Below are 17,734 nucleotides of genomic sequence, written 5' to 3' on the forward strand. Positions count from 1 at the left end.
TCTTCTGCCCACTTCAGTGACACACCGCTTATGGACGCCCTCGGTCTGTCACCCTGGCCGCATGGACATGGCGGCCATACCGACGCAGCGGGAGAGCGAGCCCCGGGCCAGGGAGGCGCGGGGCCGCACGACGCTGCCCGGAAGCCCCCTGGCACCGGGGTCCGCACGTGCCCTGGTGCGGGCCGCGCTGGCCGAGACGCCCGGAGTCCCGGCCCGGCTCGTCGACGACGCCATGGCCATCGTCAGCGAACTGGTCACCAACGCCGTCGTGCACGCCGGCACCGACGTCGAGGTCGACTGGCTGCTGGAGGAGACGGGCGCGTTCGTGGTGGAGGTCGGCGACCGGCATCCCTCCCGCGCCCCGCGCGACCCGCTCGGCGGCGAGGGGCCGTACGACACTCCCGAGTACGGGCGCGGCCTGCGGCTGGTCACCACGCTCGCCGAGTCCTGGGGCGTCACCTACCGCGCCGGCGCCAAGACCGTCTGGGCGCGGCTGCCGCCCGGTGGGGTCGAGGATCCGGACACCCCCGCCCCGGACGCCGCCCTGGAGGTCGCCGAGGACCTGGCCCCGCAGCCGCACCGCGCCGGCGGAGACCGGGACTGGCTCGGCCGGGGCGCGCTGTCGTTCCTCGCCGAGGCCTCCGACCTGCTCGCCGGACAGCTGGACGAGAACCTGGTCACCGCCCTCACCGGGCAGCTCATCGTGCCCCGGCTCGCCGACTGGTGCGCGGTGTGGCTGGAGGACGAGGCGACCGTGCGCGGCGGCGCCACCAGCGGCCCCGACCGGGTCTGGCACGCCAGCGAGAGCCACATCGAGGAACTGCGGTGCGCCCTGGAGAAGGAGCCGCCCTGCCCGCACGAGGGGCTGCGCTCCGGCCCCGAGCCGTACCCGTGGCCCGGCCACGCGCTCGGCCCGCAGGGCGCCGACGGCACGGCGCTGGCGTACCGGCTGATCGCGGCCGGCCGGCCGCTCGGCACGCTGGTCATCGGCCGGTGCGGACTGCTGAGCTTTCCCGAAGAGGTCACCGGGCTCGTCGAGGACCTCAGCCGGCGCGTGGCCCTCGCCATCGGCGCGGCCCGCCAGTACGCCCGCCAGGCCACCATCAGCGCCGTCCTGCAGCGCGGCCTGCTGCCCGGCGCGGTCGCCGAGATCCCCGGCGTGAGCAGCGCGCTCGTCTACGAGCCCTGCGACAAGGGCGGCCCCAGCGGCGACTTCTACGACCTGTTCCCGGCCGGCGACGGCCGCTGGTGCTTCGCCGTGGGCGACGTCCAGGGCAAGGGCCCGGAGGCGGCGGTCGTGATCGGCCTCGCCCGGCCCTGGCTGCGCCTCCTCGCCCGCGAGGGGTACCGCGTCGCCGATGTCCTGGACCGGCTCAACCAGCTCCTCCTGGACGACGCCACCGAGGCCGCCGACGCCGCCGCCCGCGCGCTCGTCGCCGTCCCCGGCCGGCCGGTGGCCGCCGGGGACGGCCCGCAGACCCGCTTCCTGTCCCTGCTCTACGGCGAGCTGACCCCGTACGACGGCGGGGTCCGCTGCACACTCGCCTCCGCCGGCCACCCGCTCCCGCTCGTCCTGAGCCCCGACGGCACCGTGCACACCGCCGCCCGACCGCAGACCCTGCTCGGCGTGGTCGAGGACGAGACCTACACCAGCGAGACCCTCGACCTGCGGCCCGGCGACAGCCTGCTGTGCGTCACCGACGGGGTGACCGAGCGGCGCTCCGGCTCCCGCCAGTTCGACGACGGCGACGGCCTCGCCCGCGCCCTGTCCGGCTGCGTGGGGCTCAGCGCCGAACTGATCGCGGAAAGGATCCGCCGCCTGGTCCACGACTTCGGCGGGGGCCTGCCGGAGGACGACCTGGCCCTGCTCGTGCTGCAGGCGGAGTAACCGCGCCGGTGCTGGACAATGGAAGGCATGCCTTCCGCTCTCCCCGACGGCGAGCCCGTCCCCGCCGACGGCGCGCTGCCCGCGCACGCGCTCGCCGGGGCGGCCGACCGTCCGCTCGGCTTCTACCTGCACGTGCCGTACTGCGCGACCCGCTGCGGCTACTGCGACTTCAACACCTACACCGCGACCGAGCTGCGCGGCACGGGGGGCGTGCTGGCGTCCCGCGACAACTACGCGGACACGGTGATCGAGGAGATCCGCCTCGCCCGGAAGGTACTGGGCGACGACCCGCGTGGGGTCCGTACGGTCTTCGTCGGCGGCGGTACGCCCACGCTGCTGGCCGCGGACGATCTCGTACGGATGCTGGGGGCGATCCGCGACGAGTTCGGCCTGGCGGAGGACGCGGAGATCACCACCGAGGCGAACCCGGAGTCGGTCGACCCGGTCTACCTCGCCACGCTCCGGGAGGGCGGCTACAACCGGATCTCCTTCGGCATGCAGAGCGCCAAGCAGCACGTGCTGCGCGTCCTCGACCGCACCCACACCCCGGGCCGCCCCGAGGCCTGCGTCGCGGAGGCGCGGGCGGCGGGCTTCGAGCACGTCAACCTCGACCTGATCTACGGCACGCCCGGCGAGAGCGACGACGACTGGCGGGCCTCGCTGGACGCGGCGATCGGCGCGGGGCCGGACCACGTCAGCGCGTACGCGCTCATCGTCGAGGAGGGCACCCAGCTGGCCCGCCGGATCCGCCGGGGCGAGGTCCCGATGACCGACGACGACGTGCACGCGGACCGGTATCTGATCGCCGAGGACAGCCTGACCGCGGCGGGCTTCGACTGGTACGAGGTCTCCAACTGGGCCACCTCCCAGTCGGGGCGCTGCCTGCACAACGAGCTGTACTGGCGCGGCGCCGACTGGTGGGGGGCCGGTCCAGGGGCGCACTCGCACGTCGGCGGGGTGCGCTGGTGGAACGTCAAGCATCCGGGGGCGTACGCGGCGGCGCTCGCTTCCGGGCGGTCGCCGGGGGCGGGCCGGGAGCTGCTGTCCGACGAGGACCGGCGGGTGGAGCGGATCCTGCTGGAACTGCGGCTGCGGGAGGGGGTGCCGCTGTCGCTGCTGAAGGAGGAGGGGCTGGCGGCGTCCCGGCGGGCGCTGGCTGAGGGGCTGCTGGAGAGCGGTCCGTACGAGGAGGGGCGGGCGGTGCTGACGTTGCGTGGCCGCTTGTTGGCGGATGCGGTGGTCAGGGACCTGGTGGATTGATCACTCGGGCGGGTGAATCACGGCCGGACGCCGGTTCGGCCCCTAACCTGGTTCGTAGGCTGCCGCTGACAGCATGCGGCGAATGTAGAGGCCACGGAGATGACCGCTGTGGACGAACGTGGAGTCGCAGAGTTCTTCGAGGGTTTTGAGCCGCCTGACGGGCTCAAAGCGGAGCTTCTGCGGGGGGAAATCGTGATGATGGCCAGCCCTGATCTGGTGCACAACCTGATCGTGTTGCTGACGGAGCGGCAGATTCCGTTGGATCGCTGGTATCCGCTCCAGACCCAGGATGTGGACCTCGTCGACGAGGCGAGTGAGCCGGTTCCGGACCTCGTAGTCGTGGCGCGTGACGTCCTGCCCGATTCGGGGCGTCTGCTGCCGTGCCAACTGATCACGATGGTTGTTGAGGTCGTTTCCAAGAACAGCGTGCACCGCGACTACGCCGTCAAGCGTTCGATCTATGCCGCAGGCAACGTGCCCGCCTATCTCGTCATCGATCCGATCATGGCGCAGTGCGTTCTGTTCACAAAGCCCGAGGGAAAGGGCGAGGACGCCAACTACCGGGCGCAGTACATCGAGAAGTTCGGCCGGCCGCTGATGCTGGATGTCCTGGGTGTCGAGCTGAAAACCACCGAGTTCGGAACCTTCCCCAACGTCAGGCCCCACCGCTACCCGTGACGAAGTCGATCAGCTCCTCCACCCGCCCCAGCAGCTCCGGCTCCAGGTCCTTGTAGGACCCCACCCGCTTCAGGATCGCCTGCCACACCGCCCCGGTGTTCTCCGACGGCCAGCCCAGCGCCCGGCACACCCCCGTCTTCCAGTCCTGCCCGCGCGGCACCTTCGGCCAGGACTCGATCCCCAGCGACGACGGCTTCACGGCCTCCCAGATGTCGATGTACGGGTGGCCGACCACCAGCGCGTGCTCGCTGGTCACCGACTGCGCGATCCGCCACTCCTTCGTGCCCGGCACCAGGTGGTCCACCAGGACACCCAGGCGGGCGTCCGGGCCCGGTGCGAAGGAGGCGACGATCGCCGGCAGGTCGTCCACGCCCTCCAGGTACTCCACCACCACGCCCTCGATGCGCAGGTCGTCGCCCCACACCTTCTCGACCAGTTCGGCGTCGTGCCGGCCCTCGACGTAGATGCGGCCGGCGCGGGCCACGCGGGCGCGGGTGCCGGGGACGGCGACGGAACCGGAGGCCGTACGGGTGGGTCGTACCGGACCGGAGGACGACGGGCGTACGAGCGTCACCACCCGCCCCTCCAGCAGAAAGCCCCGTGGCTCCAGCGGGAACACCCGGTGCTTGCCGAACCGGTCCTCCAGGGTCACCGTGCCCGCCTCGCAGCGGATCACCGCCCCGCAGAACCCGGTGCCGGGCTCCTCCACCACCAGGCCCGGCTCCGCCGGTACCTCCGGCGCGGGCTGCTGCTTCTTCCACGGCGGGGTCAGGTCGGCGGAGTACTGGCGCATTCGAGTGACGATAGGAGAAGCCGCGGACCTGCGCCTACGACACGCCGAAGCGAGCCGCCAGCTCGTCGCGCTGCCGTCGTACGAACGCCGCGTCCACCACCGCTCCGTGACCGGGCACGTACAGTGCGTCCTCGCCGCCCAGGGAGAGAAGCCGGTCCAGGGCGTCCGGCCAGCGGGAGGGCAGCGCGTCCGGACCGGCCTGTGGCTCGCCGGACTCCTCGACCAGGTCTCCGCAGAAGACCACCTCCGGAGAGCCGGGGACCAGCACCGCGAGGTCGTGGGCCGTGTGACCCGGACCCACGTTCGCCAGCAGCGCCTGGCGGCCGCCCCCGAGGTCCAGCGTCCACTCGCCGGAGACCGGATGGCCGGGCGTCACCAGCGCGTCCACCGCCTCGTCGGCGTCGGCGACCGGCAGACCGTTCCTGACCGCGTCCATGTGCAGCTCGTGGCGTTCATGGGCGAACACCACGTCGACGCCCACCGCCCCGTACACCTGCGCTCCCGCGAAGGCCGCCGCCCCGAAGACGTGGTCGAAGTGGGGATGGGTCAGCGCGAGATGGGTCACACGGCCGTCGGCGAGTTCCTCGGCCTGTCCCCGCAGCCGCGCGCCTTCGGCCACGCTCGAGCCGGCGTCCACCATCAGTGCCGTACCCTCGCCGAGGACCAGTCCGGCCGTGCAGTCCCAGCCGGGCAGCCGGCACCGGCCGACCCCCGCGGCCAACCGCTCCCACCCCAGCTCTTCCCAAGTCACCGTCATACCGCGACGCTAGCCGCATGAGCCGCCGGGACGGCACCGACCTTGCCCCGGGCGTACCCGACAGCCGTACACTGGGCCCGGGAACGCTGGCACTCGCATGCGAAGAGTGCCAGGCGGACGGACCGCAGGACCGAGTGGAACCGAGGGGACGACGTGCTGGAGGTGCGCGCGGATGCTGAGTGAACGCAGGCTGCAGGTACTGCGCGCCATCGTCCAGGACTACGTCGGCACCGAGGAGCCGGTCGGGTCGAAGGCCCTCACAGAGCGGCACAACCTGGGCGTGTCCCCGGCGACGGTCCGCAACGACATGGCGGCCCTGGAGGACGAGGGGTTCATCGCTCAGCCGCACACCAGCGCCGGGCGCATCCCCACCGACAAGGGCTACCGGCTGTTCGTGGACAAGCTGGCGGGCGTCAAGCCGATGACCGCGCCCGAGCGGCGGGCGATCCAGAACTTCCTGGAGGGCGCCGTCGACCTCGACGACGTCGTGGCCCGTACGGTACGGCTGCTCGCGCAGCTCACCCGCCAGGTCGCCGTCGTGCAGTACCCGTCCCTGACCCGGTCCACCGTGCGGCACGTGGAGCTGCTCTCGCTCGCCCCCGCGCGCGTGATGCTCGTGCTGATCACGGACACCGGCCGGGTCGAGCAGCGGATGGTCGACTGCCCGGCGCCCTTCGGCGAGACCTCCCTCGCCGATCTGCGCGCCCGGCTGAACAGCCGGGTCGCGGGCCGCCGGTTCACGGACGTGCCGAAGCTGGTCGAGGACCTGCCGGAGGCTTTCGACCCCGAGGACCGCGGTACGGTCTCGACGGTGCTCTCCACCCTCCTGGAGACGCTCGTCGAGGAGAACGAGGAGCGGCTGATGATCGGCGGCACCGCCAATCTCACCCGCTTCGGACATGACTTCCCCCTCACGATCCGGCCCGTCCTGGAGGCCCTGGAGGAGCATGTCGTGCTCCTCAAGCTCCTCGGCGAGGCGAAGGATCCGGGCGTGATGGTGCGCATCGGGCACGAGAACGCCCACGAGGGACTCAACTCCACCTCCGTGGTGTCGGTCGGCTACGGTTCGGGCGGCGAGGCGGTTGCCAAGCTCGGCGTGGTCGGACCGACCCGCATGGACTATCCGGGAACGATGGGAGCGGTACGCGCAGTGGCACGGTACGTCGGACAGATCCTGGCGGAGTCGTAAGTGGCCACGGACTACTACGCCGTTCTCGGCGTGCGCCGCGACGCGTCGCAGGATGAGATCAAGAAGGCGTTCCGTCGGCTCGCGCGCGAGCTGCACCCGGACGTCAACCCCGATCCGAAGACCCAGGAGCGGTTCAAGGAGATCAACGCCGCTTACGAGGTGCTGTCGGACCCGCAGAAGAAGCAGGTCTACGACCTCGGCGGCGACCCGCTCTCGCAGTCCGGCGGCGCGGGCGCGGGCGGCTTCGGGGCCGGTGGCTTCGGCAACTTCTCCGACATCATGGACGCGTTCTTCGGTACGGCGTCGCAGCGCGGGCCGCGCTCGCGCACCCGGCGCGGCCAGGACGCGATGATCCGCATCGAGGTCGAGCTGGACGAGGCGGCCTTCGGGACCACCAAGGACATCCAGGTCGACACCGCGGTCGTCTGCAACACCTGCAACGGCGAGGGCGCGGCGCCCGGCACGACCGCCCAGACGTGTGACATGTGCCGTGGCCGCGGTGAGGTCTCGCAGGTCACCCGGTCCTTCCTGGGCCAGGTCATGACCTCGCGTCCCTGCCCGCAGTGCCAGGGCTTCGGCACCGTGGTGCCGACCCCGTGCCCGGAGTGCGCCGGAGACGGCCGGGTCCGCTCGCGGCGCACCCTGACCGTGAAGATCCCGGCCGGCGTCGACAACGGCACGCGGATCCAGCTCGCCGGTGAGGGCGAGGTCGGGCCCGGCGGCGGTCCGGCCGGTGACCTGTACGTCGAGATCCACGAGCTGCCGCACCCGACGTTCCAGCGGCGCGGTGACGACCTGCACTGCACGGTGACGATCCCGATGACGGCGGCGGCGCTCGGCACCAAGGTGCCGCTGGAGACGCTGGACGGCATGGAGGAGGTCGACATCCGGCCCGGCACCCAGTCCGGCCAGTCGATCCCGCTGCACAACCGGGGCGTCACGCATCTGCGCGGCGGCGGCCGGGGTGACCTGATCGTGCACGTCGAGGTGCAGACCCCGACCAAGCTCGATCCCGAGCAGGAGCGCCTGCTGCGCGAGCTGGCCAAGCTGCGCGGCGAGGAGCGGCCGCAGGGACAGTTCCAGCCGGGTCAGCAGGGGTTGTTCTCACGGTTGAAGGACGCCTTCAACGGTCGCTGAGATGGTGGGTACGGGGTGCTTCGGCACCCCGTATGCCATTGGTTTATGCCATGGGGCGCCCGGATTCGGACTTGTTCAAGGGACGTGACAACATGCGGTCATGTCCTCCGCACTGACCGATCTCTTCCCCCACCCGATCGTGCAGGCCCCCATGGCGGGCGGTGTCTCCGTGCCGCAGCTCGCCGCCGCCGTCTCCGAGGCCGGTGGCCTCGGGTTTCTCGCCGCCGGGTACAAGACGGCCGACGGCATGTACCAGGAGATCAAGCAGCTGCGGGGGCTCACGAGCCGCCCGTTCGGCGTGAACGTCTTCATGCCGCAGCAGGAGCACGCCGAGTCGGGCGCCGTCGAGGTCTACGCCCACCAGCTGGCAGGTGAGGCCGCCTGGTACGAGACCGAGCTGGGCGACCCGGACAGCGGCCGGGACGACGGCTACGACGCCAAGCTCGCCGTACTCCTCGACAACCCGGTACCGGTGGTCTCCTTCCACTTCGGGGTGCCGAGCCGGGACGTGTTCGACGCCCTCCGCCGTGCCGGAACCTTCACCCTGGTCACCGCCACCACCGCCGAGGAGGCCCGCGCGGTCGAGCGGGCGGGCGCGGACGCGGTGATCGCACAGGGCGTGGAGGCCGGCGGCCACCAGGGCACCCACCGGGACCTCCCCGAGAACGACGGCTCCGGCATCGGGCTGCTCTCTCTGGTCGCGCAGATCCGGGAGGCCGTGCGCATCCCGGTCGTAGCCGCCGGCGGCATCATGCGCGGCAGCCAGGTCGCCGCCGCGCTCGCGGCCGGCGCGAGCGCGGCCCAGCTGGGCACCGCCTTCCTCGCCACCCCGGAGTCCGGCGCCCAGCCCGTGCACAAGCAGGCGCTGACCAACCCCCTGTTCGTGCGTACCGAGTTGACCCGCGCGTTCTCCGGCCGCCCGGCGCGCGGACTGGTCAACCGCTTCCTGCGCGAGCACGGCCCGTACGCCCCCGCCGCCTACCCGGAGATCCACCACCTCACCTCGCCGCTGCGCAAGGCCGCCGCCAAGGCCGGGGACGCGCAGGGCATGGCGCTGTGGGCGGGCCAGGGCCACCGGCTGGCCCGCGAGCTGCCCGCCGGGGAGCTCGTGGAGGTGCTGGCCGCCGAACTCGACGCCGCCCGGACAGCGTTGTCGGCCAAGGGGGGCCTGCGATGACCGCGCCGGTGTTCGTCGTGGACTCGCTGGAGGGTGTGGGTCCCGGCTCGGTCGTCGACGTCACGGGCCCCGAGGGGCGGCACGCGGTCTCCGTACGGCGGCTGCAGCCCGGAGAGCACGTGGTGCTGACGGACGGCAAGGGGCGCGGGGCCGCCGGGGCCGTGGTCGGTGTGTCGGGCAAGGACCACTTGGTCGTGGAGCCCTTCGAGTTCCCGGTGGAGCCGGAGCCCAGCCCCCGTATCACCGTGGTTCAGGCCCTCCCGAAGGGCGACCGGGGCGAACTCGCCGTGGAGACGATGACGGAGACCGGAGTCGACGCGGTCGTCCCCTGGCAGGCCGCCCGGTGCATCACCCAGTGGAAGGGCGAGAGGGGTCAGAAGGCCCTCGCCAAGTGGCGGGCCACCGCGCGCGAGGCCGGCAAGCAGTCCCGCCGGCTGCGCTTCCCGGAGGTCGCGGACGCGGCAACCACCAAGCAGGTTGCCGCACTTCTCGCCAAAGCCGACTTCGCCGCCGTGCTCCACTCCGACTTCGAGCACGAGAGCGGGCGGCTGGCGACCGCCGAACTGCCCACCGAGGGCGAGATCGTGCTGGTCGTCGGCCCCGAAGGAGGGGTCGCCCGGGACGAGTTGGCGCTCTTCGAGGAGGCGGGTGCGAAGGCGTACGTACTCGGCCCTACCGTGTTGCGTACATCAACCGCCGGCACCGCCGCGGTGGCCCTGCTGCTGGGCCGCACCGGCCGCTGGTCCTGACACCTGGGGGACACCGTGGAACTCGCCCAAGTCCGGCTCCTGGTCACCGACTTCGCCGCCTGCTACCGCTTCTACGCCGACGTCCTCGGCCTCAAGCCGCAGTCCGGGGCGACCGGGGGCCCGTACGAGAAGTTCAGCCCGCACACCGGTTCCGCGGGGATCGCGCTGCAGGACCGGGCGATGATGGCGGAGGTGCTGGAGGAGCTGGGGGACACGGCCACCGGTCACCGTTCGCTGGTGGTGCTGCGCGTCGACGACCTGGACGCCTACGTGTCGGAGATCGTCGCCCGGGGCGCGGTCCTGGTGCACGGCCCGGCCCCCATGACCGACCGCATGCGAGTCGCCCACCTCAAGGACCCGGAGGGCAACCTGGTCGAACTCCAGCAGTGGCTGCTGTTGCGGGGGTAGCTCCGCTGGTTCGGCCGAGGGCGCGATCGGACGTGCCGGGCATGTGTCGTCCGGCGTCTGCGGGTCCGTCGTGGTTGCCCGCGCAGTTCCCCGCGCCCCTTCGGGGCGCTGCCCTGCTCCCGGACGAGTGAGTGGCCGTATGCGGCCTTCCCCGGTGCCCGCGTCGGTGGCACGCTGCCCTGCATGGGGGCTTTGAGAGGGAATCGGCGTGGAGTGCGGGTGGTTGCCGCGGCCGGAATGGTCGTGGGAGCCGGTGCGGTCGTGGTCGCGTGCCGGCCCGCCGACCTCAGTCCCGCCACCGTCGCCTACACCACCGCCACCACCGCCAAGGCCAGGCTCGAGCAGCAGCACATCGAGGTCAGCTGGCTCACCTGTACCGGCAATGACGGGGGCGGTTCGACGGGTAGGTCGCCCTCGCCCGGCGCGAGCACCGTCGTGTCCGTCGACTGCCGGGGTGAGACCAAGGACGGGCGGAAGATCACCGTCACCGGGAAGGTGACCAAGGCCGTCGACGGGGCGTGTGTGCGGGGGGACCTGACCGCCGAGGTCGGCGGCAGGCAGGTGTTCCACGTCAGCGGGCTCGGGGACTGCGGCGCCACGACCGGGCCGACGTACAGGCCGCCCACCCCTCGGCCGGGGGGCGGGAAGCCCACCGTGACCGTCACCGTCACCCGCACCGTCTGGTGCAAGGGCGACCCCACCTGCTGGCCCGCCGGGGGCAAGTGATCGGAACGCAAGCGGGACACACCGGTCACTGCGTACAGTGACGGGGTGACTCAGGGTGCCGCCTATCTCCGATACCCCCATGTGCACGGCGACTTGGTGACCTTCGTCGCCGAGGACGACGTATGGCTCGTGCCCCTCGCCGGCGGCAGGGCCTGGCGGGTCAGCGCCGACAACGTGCCGGTGACCTCGCCCCGGATGTCTCCGGACGGACGGCACCTCGCGTGGACCTCCACCCGTGACGGCGCGCCCGAGGTGCATGTCGCCCCCGTCGACGGCGGCCCCGCCGACCGGCTGACCTACTGGGGCAACCGTCGTACCGAGGTGCTCGGCTGGACCGCCGACGGGCGGGTGCTCGCGCTCGGTGCGCAGGGCCGGGCCAGCTTCCGGCACACCTGGGCGTACGCCGTCCCGCTGGACGGCGGCCCCGCCGAGACCCTGCCGTACGGCCCGGTCGGCGACGTGGCCTTCGGCCCCGCCACCGTGCTGCTGTCCGCACCGATGGGCCGCGAGGCCGCGCACTGGAAACGCTACCGGGGCGGCACGGCGGGCAAGTTGTGGATCGACCGGGAGGGCGACGGGGAGTTCGTCCGGCTGCACGAGGACGTCGACGGGAACATCGAGCGGCCGGTGTGGGCGGGGGACCGGATCGCCTTCCTCAGCGACCACGAGGGCACCGGCGCCCTGTACTCCTCCCTCGCCGACGGCTCCGACCTGCGTCGGCACACCCCGCTCGACGGGTTCTACGCCCGGCACGCCTCGGGTGACGGCGCCCGGGTCGTCTACAGCTCGGCCGGTGAACTGTGGCTGCTGGACGACCTGGAGGGCGCCGAGCCGCGTCGGCTGGACGTGCGGCTCGGCGGGCCCCGGATCGATCTGCGGCCCCGGCCGGTGAACGCCGGTCGCTGGTTCGGCGAGGCGTCCCCCGACCACACCGCGCGCGGCAGCGCGGTCTGCGTGCGCGGCGGGATCCACTGGGTCACCCACCGCTCCGGGCCCGCCCGCGCCCTCGCCGCCGGCTCCGGGGTCCGCGCCCGGATGCCGCGCGCCTTCCGCGCCGAGGGCGAGGAATGGGTGGTGTGGGTGACGGACGCCGAGGGCGACGACGCCCTGGAGTTCGCCCCCGCGACCGGGACGGTACCGGGCGCCCCGCCCCGCCGCCTCGCCGCCGGACAGCTCGGCCGGGTCCTGGAGCTGGCCATGGCCCCCGACGGCAGCCGGGCCGCCGTGGCCGCGCACGACGGACGGCTGCTGCTCGTCGAACGCGAGACCGGAGAGGTCCGCGAGGTCGACCGCAGCGACGACGGCGAGGTCTCCGGGCTCGCCTTCTCACCCGACTCCGCCTGGCTCGCCTGGGCCCACCCCGGCCCCCGCCCGCTCTCCCAGCTGCGCATCGCCCACACCACCGACCTGTCGGTCACCGAGGCGACCCCGCTCCGCTTCCAGGACTACGCCCCCGCCTTCACCCTCGACGGCAAACACCTCGCCTTCCTCTCCAACCGCGCCTTCGACCCGGTCTACGACGAGCACGTCTTCGACCTCGCCTTCGTGGTCGGCGCCCGCCCGCACCTGATCACCCTCGCCGCCACCACCCCCTCGCCCTTCGGCCCGCAACGCCACGGCCGCCCCTTCGAGACCCCGGACAGGGACGAGACCCCCGACAGCGAGGGCACCCCCGCCACCCGCATCGACCCCGAGGGCCTCGCCGACCGGATCGTCCCCTTCCCGGTCGAGGCCGGCCGCTACTCCACCCTGCGCGCCGCCAAGGACGGCGTGCTCTGGCTGCGCCACCCCGTGCACGGCGTCCTCGGCGCCGCCCGCGCCCACCCCGAGGACCCCGACCCGCACACCGAGCTGGAGCGCTACGACCTCGCCCAGCGGCGCCTGGAGCACCTGGCCTCCGACGCCGACCACTTCGAGGTCAGCGGCGACGGCAAACGCGTGCTGCTGTGGAGCGACGGCCGGCTCCGGGTCGTCCCCAGCGACCGCCGTACCGGCACCGAGGACGACGGCGACACCAGCGTCACCGTCGACCTCGGCCGCGTCCGGCAGACCCTCGACCCGGCCGCCGAGTGGCGGCAGATGTACGACGAGACCGGCCGCCTGATGCGCGACCACTTCTGGCGCCCCGACCTCGGCGGCGTCGACTGGACCGGCGTCCTCGCCCGCTACCGCCCCCTCCTGGCCCGCCTCGCCACCCACAGCGACCTGGTCGACCTGCTCTGGGAGCTGCACGGCGAACTGGGCACCTCGCACGCCTACGTCATCCCCTCCGGCGGCCGTGGCGGCGGCCCCCGGCACGGTCTGCTCGGCGCCGACATCTCCCGCCACCCGGACGGCAGTTGGCGCATCGACCGGATCCTGCCCTCCGAGACCTCCGACCCGGACGCCCGCTCCCCGCTCGCCGCGCCGGGTGTCGCCGTCCGCCCGGGAGACGCGGTCATCGCCGTCTCCGGCCACCCGGTCGACCCGGTGACGGGACCGGGTCCGCTGCTCGTCGGCACGGCGGGCCACCCGGTGGAGCTGACCGTCTCCCCGGCGGGCGGCGGCGAACCCCGGCACACGGTCGTCGTCCCCGTGGCCGACGAGGAACCCCTGCGCTACCACGCCTGGGTGGCGGACCGCCGCGCCCACGTCCACGCCGCCTCCGCAGGCCGCCTCGGCTACCTCCACGTCCCCGACATGCAGGCCCCCGGCTGGGCCCAGATCCACCGGGACCTGCGCGTGGAGGTGGCCCGCGAAGGACTCGTGGTCGACGTCCGCGAGAACCGCGGCGGCCACACCTCCCAACTGGTCGTGGAGAAGCTGGCCCGCCGCATCATCGGCTGGGACCTCCCGCGCGGCATGCGCCCCACCAGCTACCCCCTCGACGCCCCGCGCGGCCCGGTCGTCGCCGTCGCCAACGAGTTCTCCGGCTCCGACGGCGACATCGTCAACGCGGCGATCAAGGCCCTCGGCATCGGCCCGGTCGTCGGCACCCGCACCTGGGGCGGCGTCATCGGCATCGACAGCCGCTACCACCTGGTCGACGGCACCCTGATCACCCAGCCGAAGTACGCGATGTGGCTGGAGGGGGTGGGCTGGGACGTGGAGAACCACGGGGTGGACCCGGATGTGGAGGTCGTACAGCGTCCCCAGGACTGGGCAGCGGGTCGCGACACCCAGTTGGACGAGGCGATCCGGCTCGCGCTGGAGGCACTGGAGGAACGGCCCGCGAAAACCCCGCCGGGAATGCCGGCCTGATACGACTACGATGCACCGGTATTGATCACCAGCGTGAGGAGGCACACGCATGGCCGGAGAAGCGCAGGACGACTGCCTGTTCTGCAAGATCGTCGCGGGGAGCATCCCGGCGACGATCGTCCGCGAGACAGACACCACCGTCGCCTTCCGGGACATAAACCCCCAGGCCCCCACCCACATCCTGGTGATCCCCAAGGCCCACTACAAGAACGCGGCCGTCCTCGGTGCCGAAGCACCGCAACTCGCCGCCGACGTCCTCGCCGAGACCCAGGCCGTGGCCGACGAGGAGAAGCTCGACAGCTACCGCATCGTCTTCAACACCGGCAGCGGCGCGGGCCAGACCGTGTGGCACGCCCACGCGCACGTCCTCGGCGGCCGTGGCATGCAGTGGCCCCCCGGGTGACCCACCGTGTCCGTACGTGAATTGGTGGTCCTCGGCACCGCCAGCCAGGTCCCGACCCGGCACCGCAACCACAACGGCTATCTGCTGAGGTGGGACGGCGAGGGCATCCTGTTCGACCCCGGCGAGGGCACGCAGCGGCAGATGGTGCGCGCCGGGGCCGCAGCCCACGACCTGAACCGGATCTGCGTCACCCACTTCCACGGCGACCACTCCCTCGGCCTCGCCGGTGTCATCCAGCGGATCAACCTCGACCAGGTGCCGCACGAGATCACCGCGCACTACCCGCGCTCCGGGCAGCGCTTCTTCGACCGACTGCGGTACGCCACGGCGTACCGGGAGACGGTCGGCGTCACCGAGGCACCGGTCGCCGCCGACGGCATCCTCGCGGTGACCCCGTCGTACACCCTGGAGGCGCGCAGGCTGTCGCATCCGGTCGAGTCCTACGGCTACCGGCTGATCGAACCCGACGGCCGCCGCATGCTGCCCGACCGGCTCGCCGCGCTCGGGATCAAGGGCCCGGACGTCGGCCGGCTGCAGCGCGAGGGCCGGCTGGGGGAGGTCACGCTGGAGGACGTCAGCGAGGTGCGGCGCGGGCAGCGGTTCGCGTTCGTCATGGACACCCGGCTCTGCGACGGCGTGCACGCGCTCGCGGAGGGCTGCGACCTGCTCGTCATCGAGTCGACCTTCCTGGACGAGGACGTCGAACTGGCCGTGGAGCACGGTCACCTGACCGCCGGGCAGGCCGCCGCCGTCGCCCGGGAGGCGGGCGTACGGCACCTCGTCCTCACCCACTTCAGCCAGCGCTACACCGAACCCGAGGAGTTCGAGCGGCAGGCACGGGCGGCCGGATTCGACGGCGAGTTGACCGTGGCGCACGACCTGCAGCGGGTGGCGGTTCCGAAACGGCGATAAAAGATCCGTACGATGCTTTGATGCCCCTCCCGAAAGCAGAACTGCACCTCCACATCGAAGGCACCCTGGAGCCGGAGCTGGCGTTCGAGCTGGCCGCCCGCAACGGCGTCGAGCTGCCGTACGCCGACACGGACGCCCTGCGCAAGGCCTACCAGTTCGAGGACCTCCAGTCCTTCCTGAACCTGTACTACGAGCTGATGGCCGTCCTGCGCACCGAGCAGGACTTCGCCGACCTGGCCAACGCCTACCTGGCCCGCGCCGCCGCGCAGGGCGTACGGCACGCGGAGATCTTCTTCGACCCGCAGGCCCACCTCGCGCGGGGCGTGTCCATGGGCACGGTCGTCGAGGGGCTGTGGCGGGCGCTGGGCCGCAGCGAGGAGAACCACGGCGTCTCCACCAGGCTGATCCTGTGCTTCCTGCGGGACGAATCCGCCGAGTCGGCCCTCGAGACCCTCCAGGCGGCCCGGCCGTACCTGGACCGGATCACCGGCGTCGGCCTGGACTCCGCCGAGGTCGGGCATCCGCCGGTGAAGTTCCGGGAGGTGTACGAGGCCGCCGCCGCGCTCGGACTGCGCCGTGTCGCGCACGCCGGTGAGGAGGGGCCGCCGGAGTACATCACCGAGGCCCTGGACGTGCTCGGCGTCGAGCGTGTCGACCACGGGCTGCGCTGCATGGAGGACCCGGCGCTGGTCGAGCGGCTGGTCCGGGAGCGGATCCCGCTCACCCTGTGCCCGCTGTCCAACGTCCGCCTGCGCACCGTCGACACCCTCGCCGACCACCCGCTGCCGGCCATGCTGGACGCGGGCCTGCTGTGCACGGTCAACTCCGACGACCCGGCGTACTTCGGCGGGTACGCCGGCGACAACTTCGCGGCCGTACGCCGGACCCTGGGCCTGGGCGAGGACCGGCTGCGCGAGTTGGCCCGCAACTCCTTCCTCGCCTCCTTCCTGGAGGACGACGAGGAGCGGCGGGCGCGTTACCTCGCCGAGGTCGACGCGTACGAGTTCGGCGACGCCGTGTCGTAGGCGTGCCGGGCGGGCACGGCGGGCGATTCCACCGGTACTTCCACCACCGGGAGTTCCACGACCGGCAGGGGCCGCCTGCCCGCCCGCAGCGCCACCGCCGTCATCGGCACGGCGATCAGCAGCAGCCCGGCGCCGAGCACCCGCCCCATCACCGGGAAGCCCGCGCCCGCCGCCAGCACACTCCCCGCCAGTGGTCCGGCCGCCGTCCCCAGGGATGCCGCCGAGCCGACCAGGACCGCCCAGCGGCCGCGCGGGTCGAGGGAGGCGGCGAGGCCGATGACGTACGACAGGACGACCGGGTACAGCACGTTCCAGGAGATCTCGCCCGCCGCGAAGGCCGGCAGGTCGCTCGCGGACGCGCTGAGCGCGATGCAGCCCGCGATCAGCGCCGTACCGGCGCCGATGGGCACCGCCCGGCCCAGCCGGGGGCCGAGCGCGCCCGCGCCGACGACCCCGACGAGTCCGGCGCCGAGCGCGATCGCGAACACCGCGCCGACGGTGGCCTCGGTGAGGTGGGCCTGGTCGACTCCGATCCGGCCGCTGACGCCCCACAGCGAGTTCTGGGCGAGGGACCAGCAGAGCATGGCGGCGGCCAGCAGCAGCCCGGCACGCGGGCGGGGGAGACGGCCGTGCGCGATGGTCGTCGGGGCCGGTGCGGTACGACCGGACAGGCGGCCGGTGAGCGGGAGAGCGGCGAGTGCCGTGAGCGCGAGGGCCGCGAGCGGCTGGCCGTGGCCGGGGCCGAGGTGGGGGATCGTCAGGTACAGGGCGCCGGCGAGGGCGGAGACGCTGAGCAGGCCGAGCGTGGTGACCCGGTGCGGGTCGCGGTGTGCCGCGATGCCGCTCGCGGCGACCGCCGTGACCGTGCCGGATCCGAATCCGCCGATGACCGCGCCCGCGACGACGGCCGGCACGAAGGCCGTGAGGGCGGCGCCGCCGTAGCCGAGGACGGCGAGCGCGAGGCCGAGCCGGGCGAGCGTGCGGGGGCCGATCCGGTCGACCCGGGAGGCCAGCAGGAAGCCCGCCGACGCCGAACTCAGCAGCAGCGCACTGCCGATCGCCCCGGCCTGGGTGGCGGTGAGCGGAAGCCCGGAATCGAGCCGGCCGACGGTGGTCGGCAGCAGATAGGGCGCGAGATACCCCGCCGTGAAAAGGGCGACGAGGGGCCAGGGCAGGGGGCGGGGGGCGGACACGGGCGTTCCCAGGGCAGGCGAAAGGAAGGGCTCGAAGAAGGGGGAGGGGCGACGACCGTCGACGGACAGGAACGCGCGAGCAAGTTGTATCAAGCACGCGGTTTCCGGAAGAAGGGCGGGGGATGCGATCTGTGTCACTTTTCTGTTTGCCTGGCAGGGGTTCGGGTAGAAGCGCTAGGCTGCGTTCGCATACATGGAC

Annotated in this window: 16 protein-coding genes; 13 read left to right on the plus strand and 3 right to left on the minus strand. The window is 72.8% G+C overall.

The genetic code is table 11. The features are described 5' to 3' along the window. Positions 1-67: 67 nt before the first annotated feature. From ACFYZB_RS18690 to ACFYZB_RS18700, 3 genes are all read left to right on the plus strand, one after another. Complete coding sequence (locus ACFYZB_RS18690) at positions 68-1,888, plus strand: SpoIIE family protein phosphatase (RefSeq protein WP_388760126.1); 1,821 nt, start codon at positions 68-70, stop codon at positions 1,886-1,888. A 27-nt stretch (positions 1,889-1,915) separates the two neighbouring features. Then, positions 1,916-3,148: a radical SAM family heme chaperone HemW gene (hemW, locus tag ACFYZB_RS18695; RefSeq protein ID WP_388759579.1), complete on the plus strand. Its 1,233-nt coding sequence runs from the start codon at positions 1,916-1,918 to the stop codon at positions 3,146-3,148. Positions 3,149-3,247: 99 nt separating this feature from the next. Then, on the plus strand, positions 3,248-3,826 hold the full coding sequence (locus ACFYZB_RS18700) for a Uma2 family endonuclease (protein ID WP_361184664.1): 579 nt from the start codon (positions 3,248-3,250) through the stop codon (positions 3,824-3,826). Here the strand turns inward: ACFYZB_RS18700 and ACFYZB_RS18705 are convergent. Together ACFYZB_RS18705 and ACFYZB_RS18710 are read right to left on the minus strand one after the other, a co-directional pair. Beyond that, positions 3,804-4,619 (minus strand): DUF3097 domain-containing protein, encoded by an 816-nt coding sequence (locus ACFYZB_RS18705; RefSeq protein WP_388759583.1) that lies wholly within the window; start codon positions 4,617-4,619, stop codon positions 3,804-3,806. The two genes, ACFYZB_RS18700 and ACFYZB_RS18705, sit on opposite strands and share 23 nt — an antisense overlap. Before the next feature lie 34 nt (positions 4,620-4,653). After that, positions 4,654-5,376, minus strand: coding sequence for an MBL fold metallo-hydrolase (locus tag ACFYZB_RS18710; RefSeq protein ID WP_388759586.1), 723 nt, complete (start codon positions 5,374-5,376; stop codon positions 4,654-4,656). Between the two features lie 172 nt (positions 5,377-5,548). On the opposite strand from ACFYZB_RS18710, the gene hrcA reads away from it, so the two are divergent. From hrcA to ACFYZB_RS18760, 10 genes are all read left to right on the plus strand, one after another. Further along, positions 5,549-6,565 carry a heat-inducible transcriptional repressor HrcA gene (gene hrcA, locus ACFYZB_RS18715; protein WP_351203049.1) on the plus strand — a complete coding sequence of 339 codons (1,017 nt, stop codon included), beginning with the start codon at positions 5,549-5,551 and terminating at the stop codon, positions 6,563-6,565. Beyond that, on the plus strand, positions 6,566-7,702 hold the full coding sequence (gene dnaJ, locus ACFYZB_RS18720; RefSeq protein ID WP_055709624.1) for a molecular chaperone DnaJ: 1,137 nt from the start codon (positions 6,566-6,568) through the stop codon (positions 7,700-7,702). 100 nt (positions 7,703-7,802) lie between these two features. Beyond that, positions 7,803-8,879: a nitronate monooxygenase gene (locus ACFYZB_RS18725; RefSeq protein ID WP_388759590.1), complete on the plus strand. Its 1,077-nt coding sequence runs from the start codon at positions 7,803-7,805 to the stop codon at positions 8,877-8,879. Continuing rightward, positions 8,876-9,628, plus strand: a complete 753-nt coding sequence (locus ACFYZB_RS18730; protein WP_388759593.1) for a 16S rRNA (uracil(1498)-N(3))-methyltransferase — start codon at positions 8,876-8,878, stop codon at positions 9,626-9,628. Before ACFYZB_RS18725 ends, ACFYZB_RS18730 begins: the two co-directional genes overlap by 4 nt. A gap of 15 nt (positions 9,629-9,643) precedes the next feature. Then, entirely contained in the window at positions 9,644-10,036 is a 393-nt protein-coding gene (locus ACFYZB_RS18735) for a VOC family protein (protein WP_351203057.1), read from the plus strand. A gap of 219 nt (positions 10,037-10,255) precedes the next feature. After that, positions 10,256-10,762: a hypothetical protein gene (locus ACFYZB_RS18740; RefSeq protein WP_388760128.1), complete on the plus strand. Its 507-nt coding sequence runs from the start codon at positions 10,256-10,258 to the stop codon at positions 10,760-10,762. Positions 10,763-10,855: 93 nt separating this feature from the next. After that, positions 10,856-14,002, plus strand: a complete 3,147-nt coding sequence (locus ACFYZB_RS18745) for a S41 family peptidase (protein ID WP_388760131.1) — start codon at positions 10,856-10,858, stop codon at positions 14,000-14,002. Positions 14,003-14,051: 49 nt separating this feature from the next. Beyond that, complete coding sequence (locus tag ACFYZB_RS18750; RefSeq protein WP_388759598.1) at positions 14,052-14,405, plus strand: histidine triad nucleotide-binding protein; 354 nt, start codon at positions 14,052-14,054, stop codon at positions 14,403-14,405. A 6-nt stretch (positions 14,406-14,411) separates the two neighbouring features. Then, positions 14,412-15,317 carry a ribonuclease Z gene (locus tag ACFYZB_RS18755; RefSeq protein ID WP_388759600.1) on the plus strand — a complete coding sequence of 302 codons (906 nt, stop codon included), beginning with the start codon at positions 14,412-14,414 and terminating at the stop codon, positions 15,315-15,317. A gap of 20 nt (positions 15,318-15,337) precedes the next feature. Continuing rightward, positions 15,338-16,342, plus strand: a complete 1,005-nt coding sequence (locus ACFYZB_RS18760; RefSeq protein WP_388759602.1) for an adenosine deaminase — start codon at positions 15,338-15,340, stop codon at positions 16,340-16,342. Here the strand turns inward: ACFYZB_RS18760 and ACFYZB_RS18765 are convergent. After that, on the minus strand, positions 16,294-17,535 hold the full coding sequence (locus ACFYZB_RS18765) for an MFS transporter (RefSeq protein WP_388759605.1): 1,242 nt from the start codon (positions 17,533-17,535) through the stop codon (positions 16,294-16,296). The two genes, ACFYZB_RS18760 and ACFYZB_RS18765, sit on opposite strands and share 49 nt — an antisense overlap. Between the last annotated feature and the right edge of the window lie 199 nt (positions 17,536-17,734).

It is taken from the genome of Streptomyces sp. NPDC001852, from assembly GCF_042891825.1.
Lineage (GTDB): Bacteria > Actinomycetota > Actinomycetes > Streptomycetales > Streptomycetaceae > Streptomyces.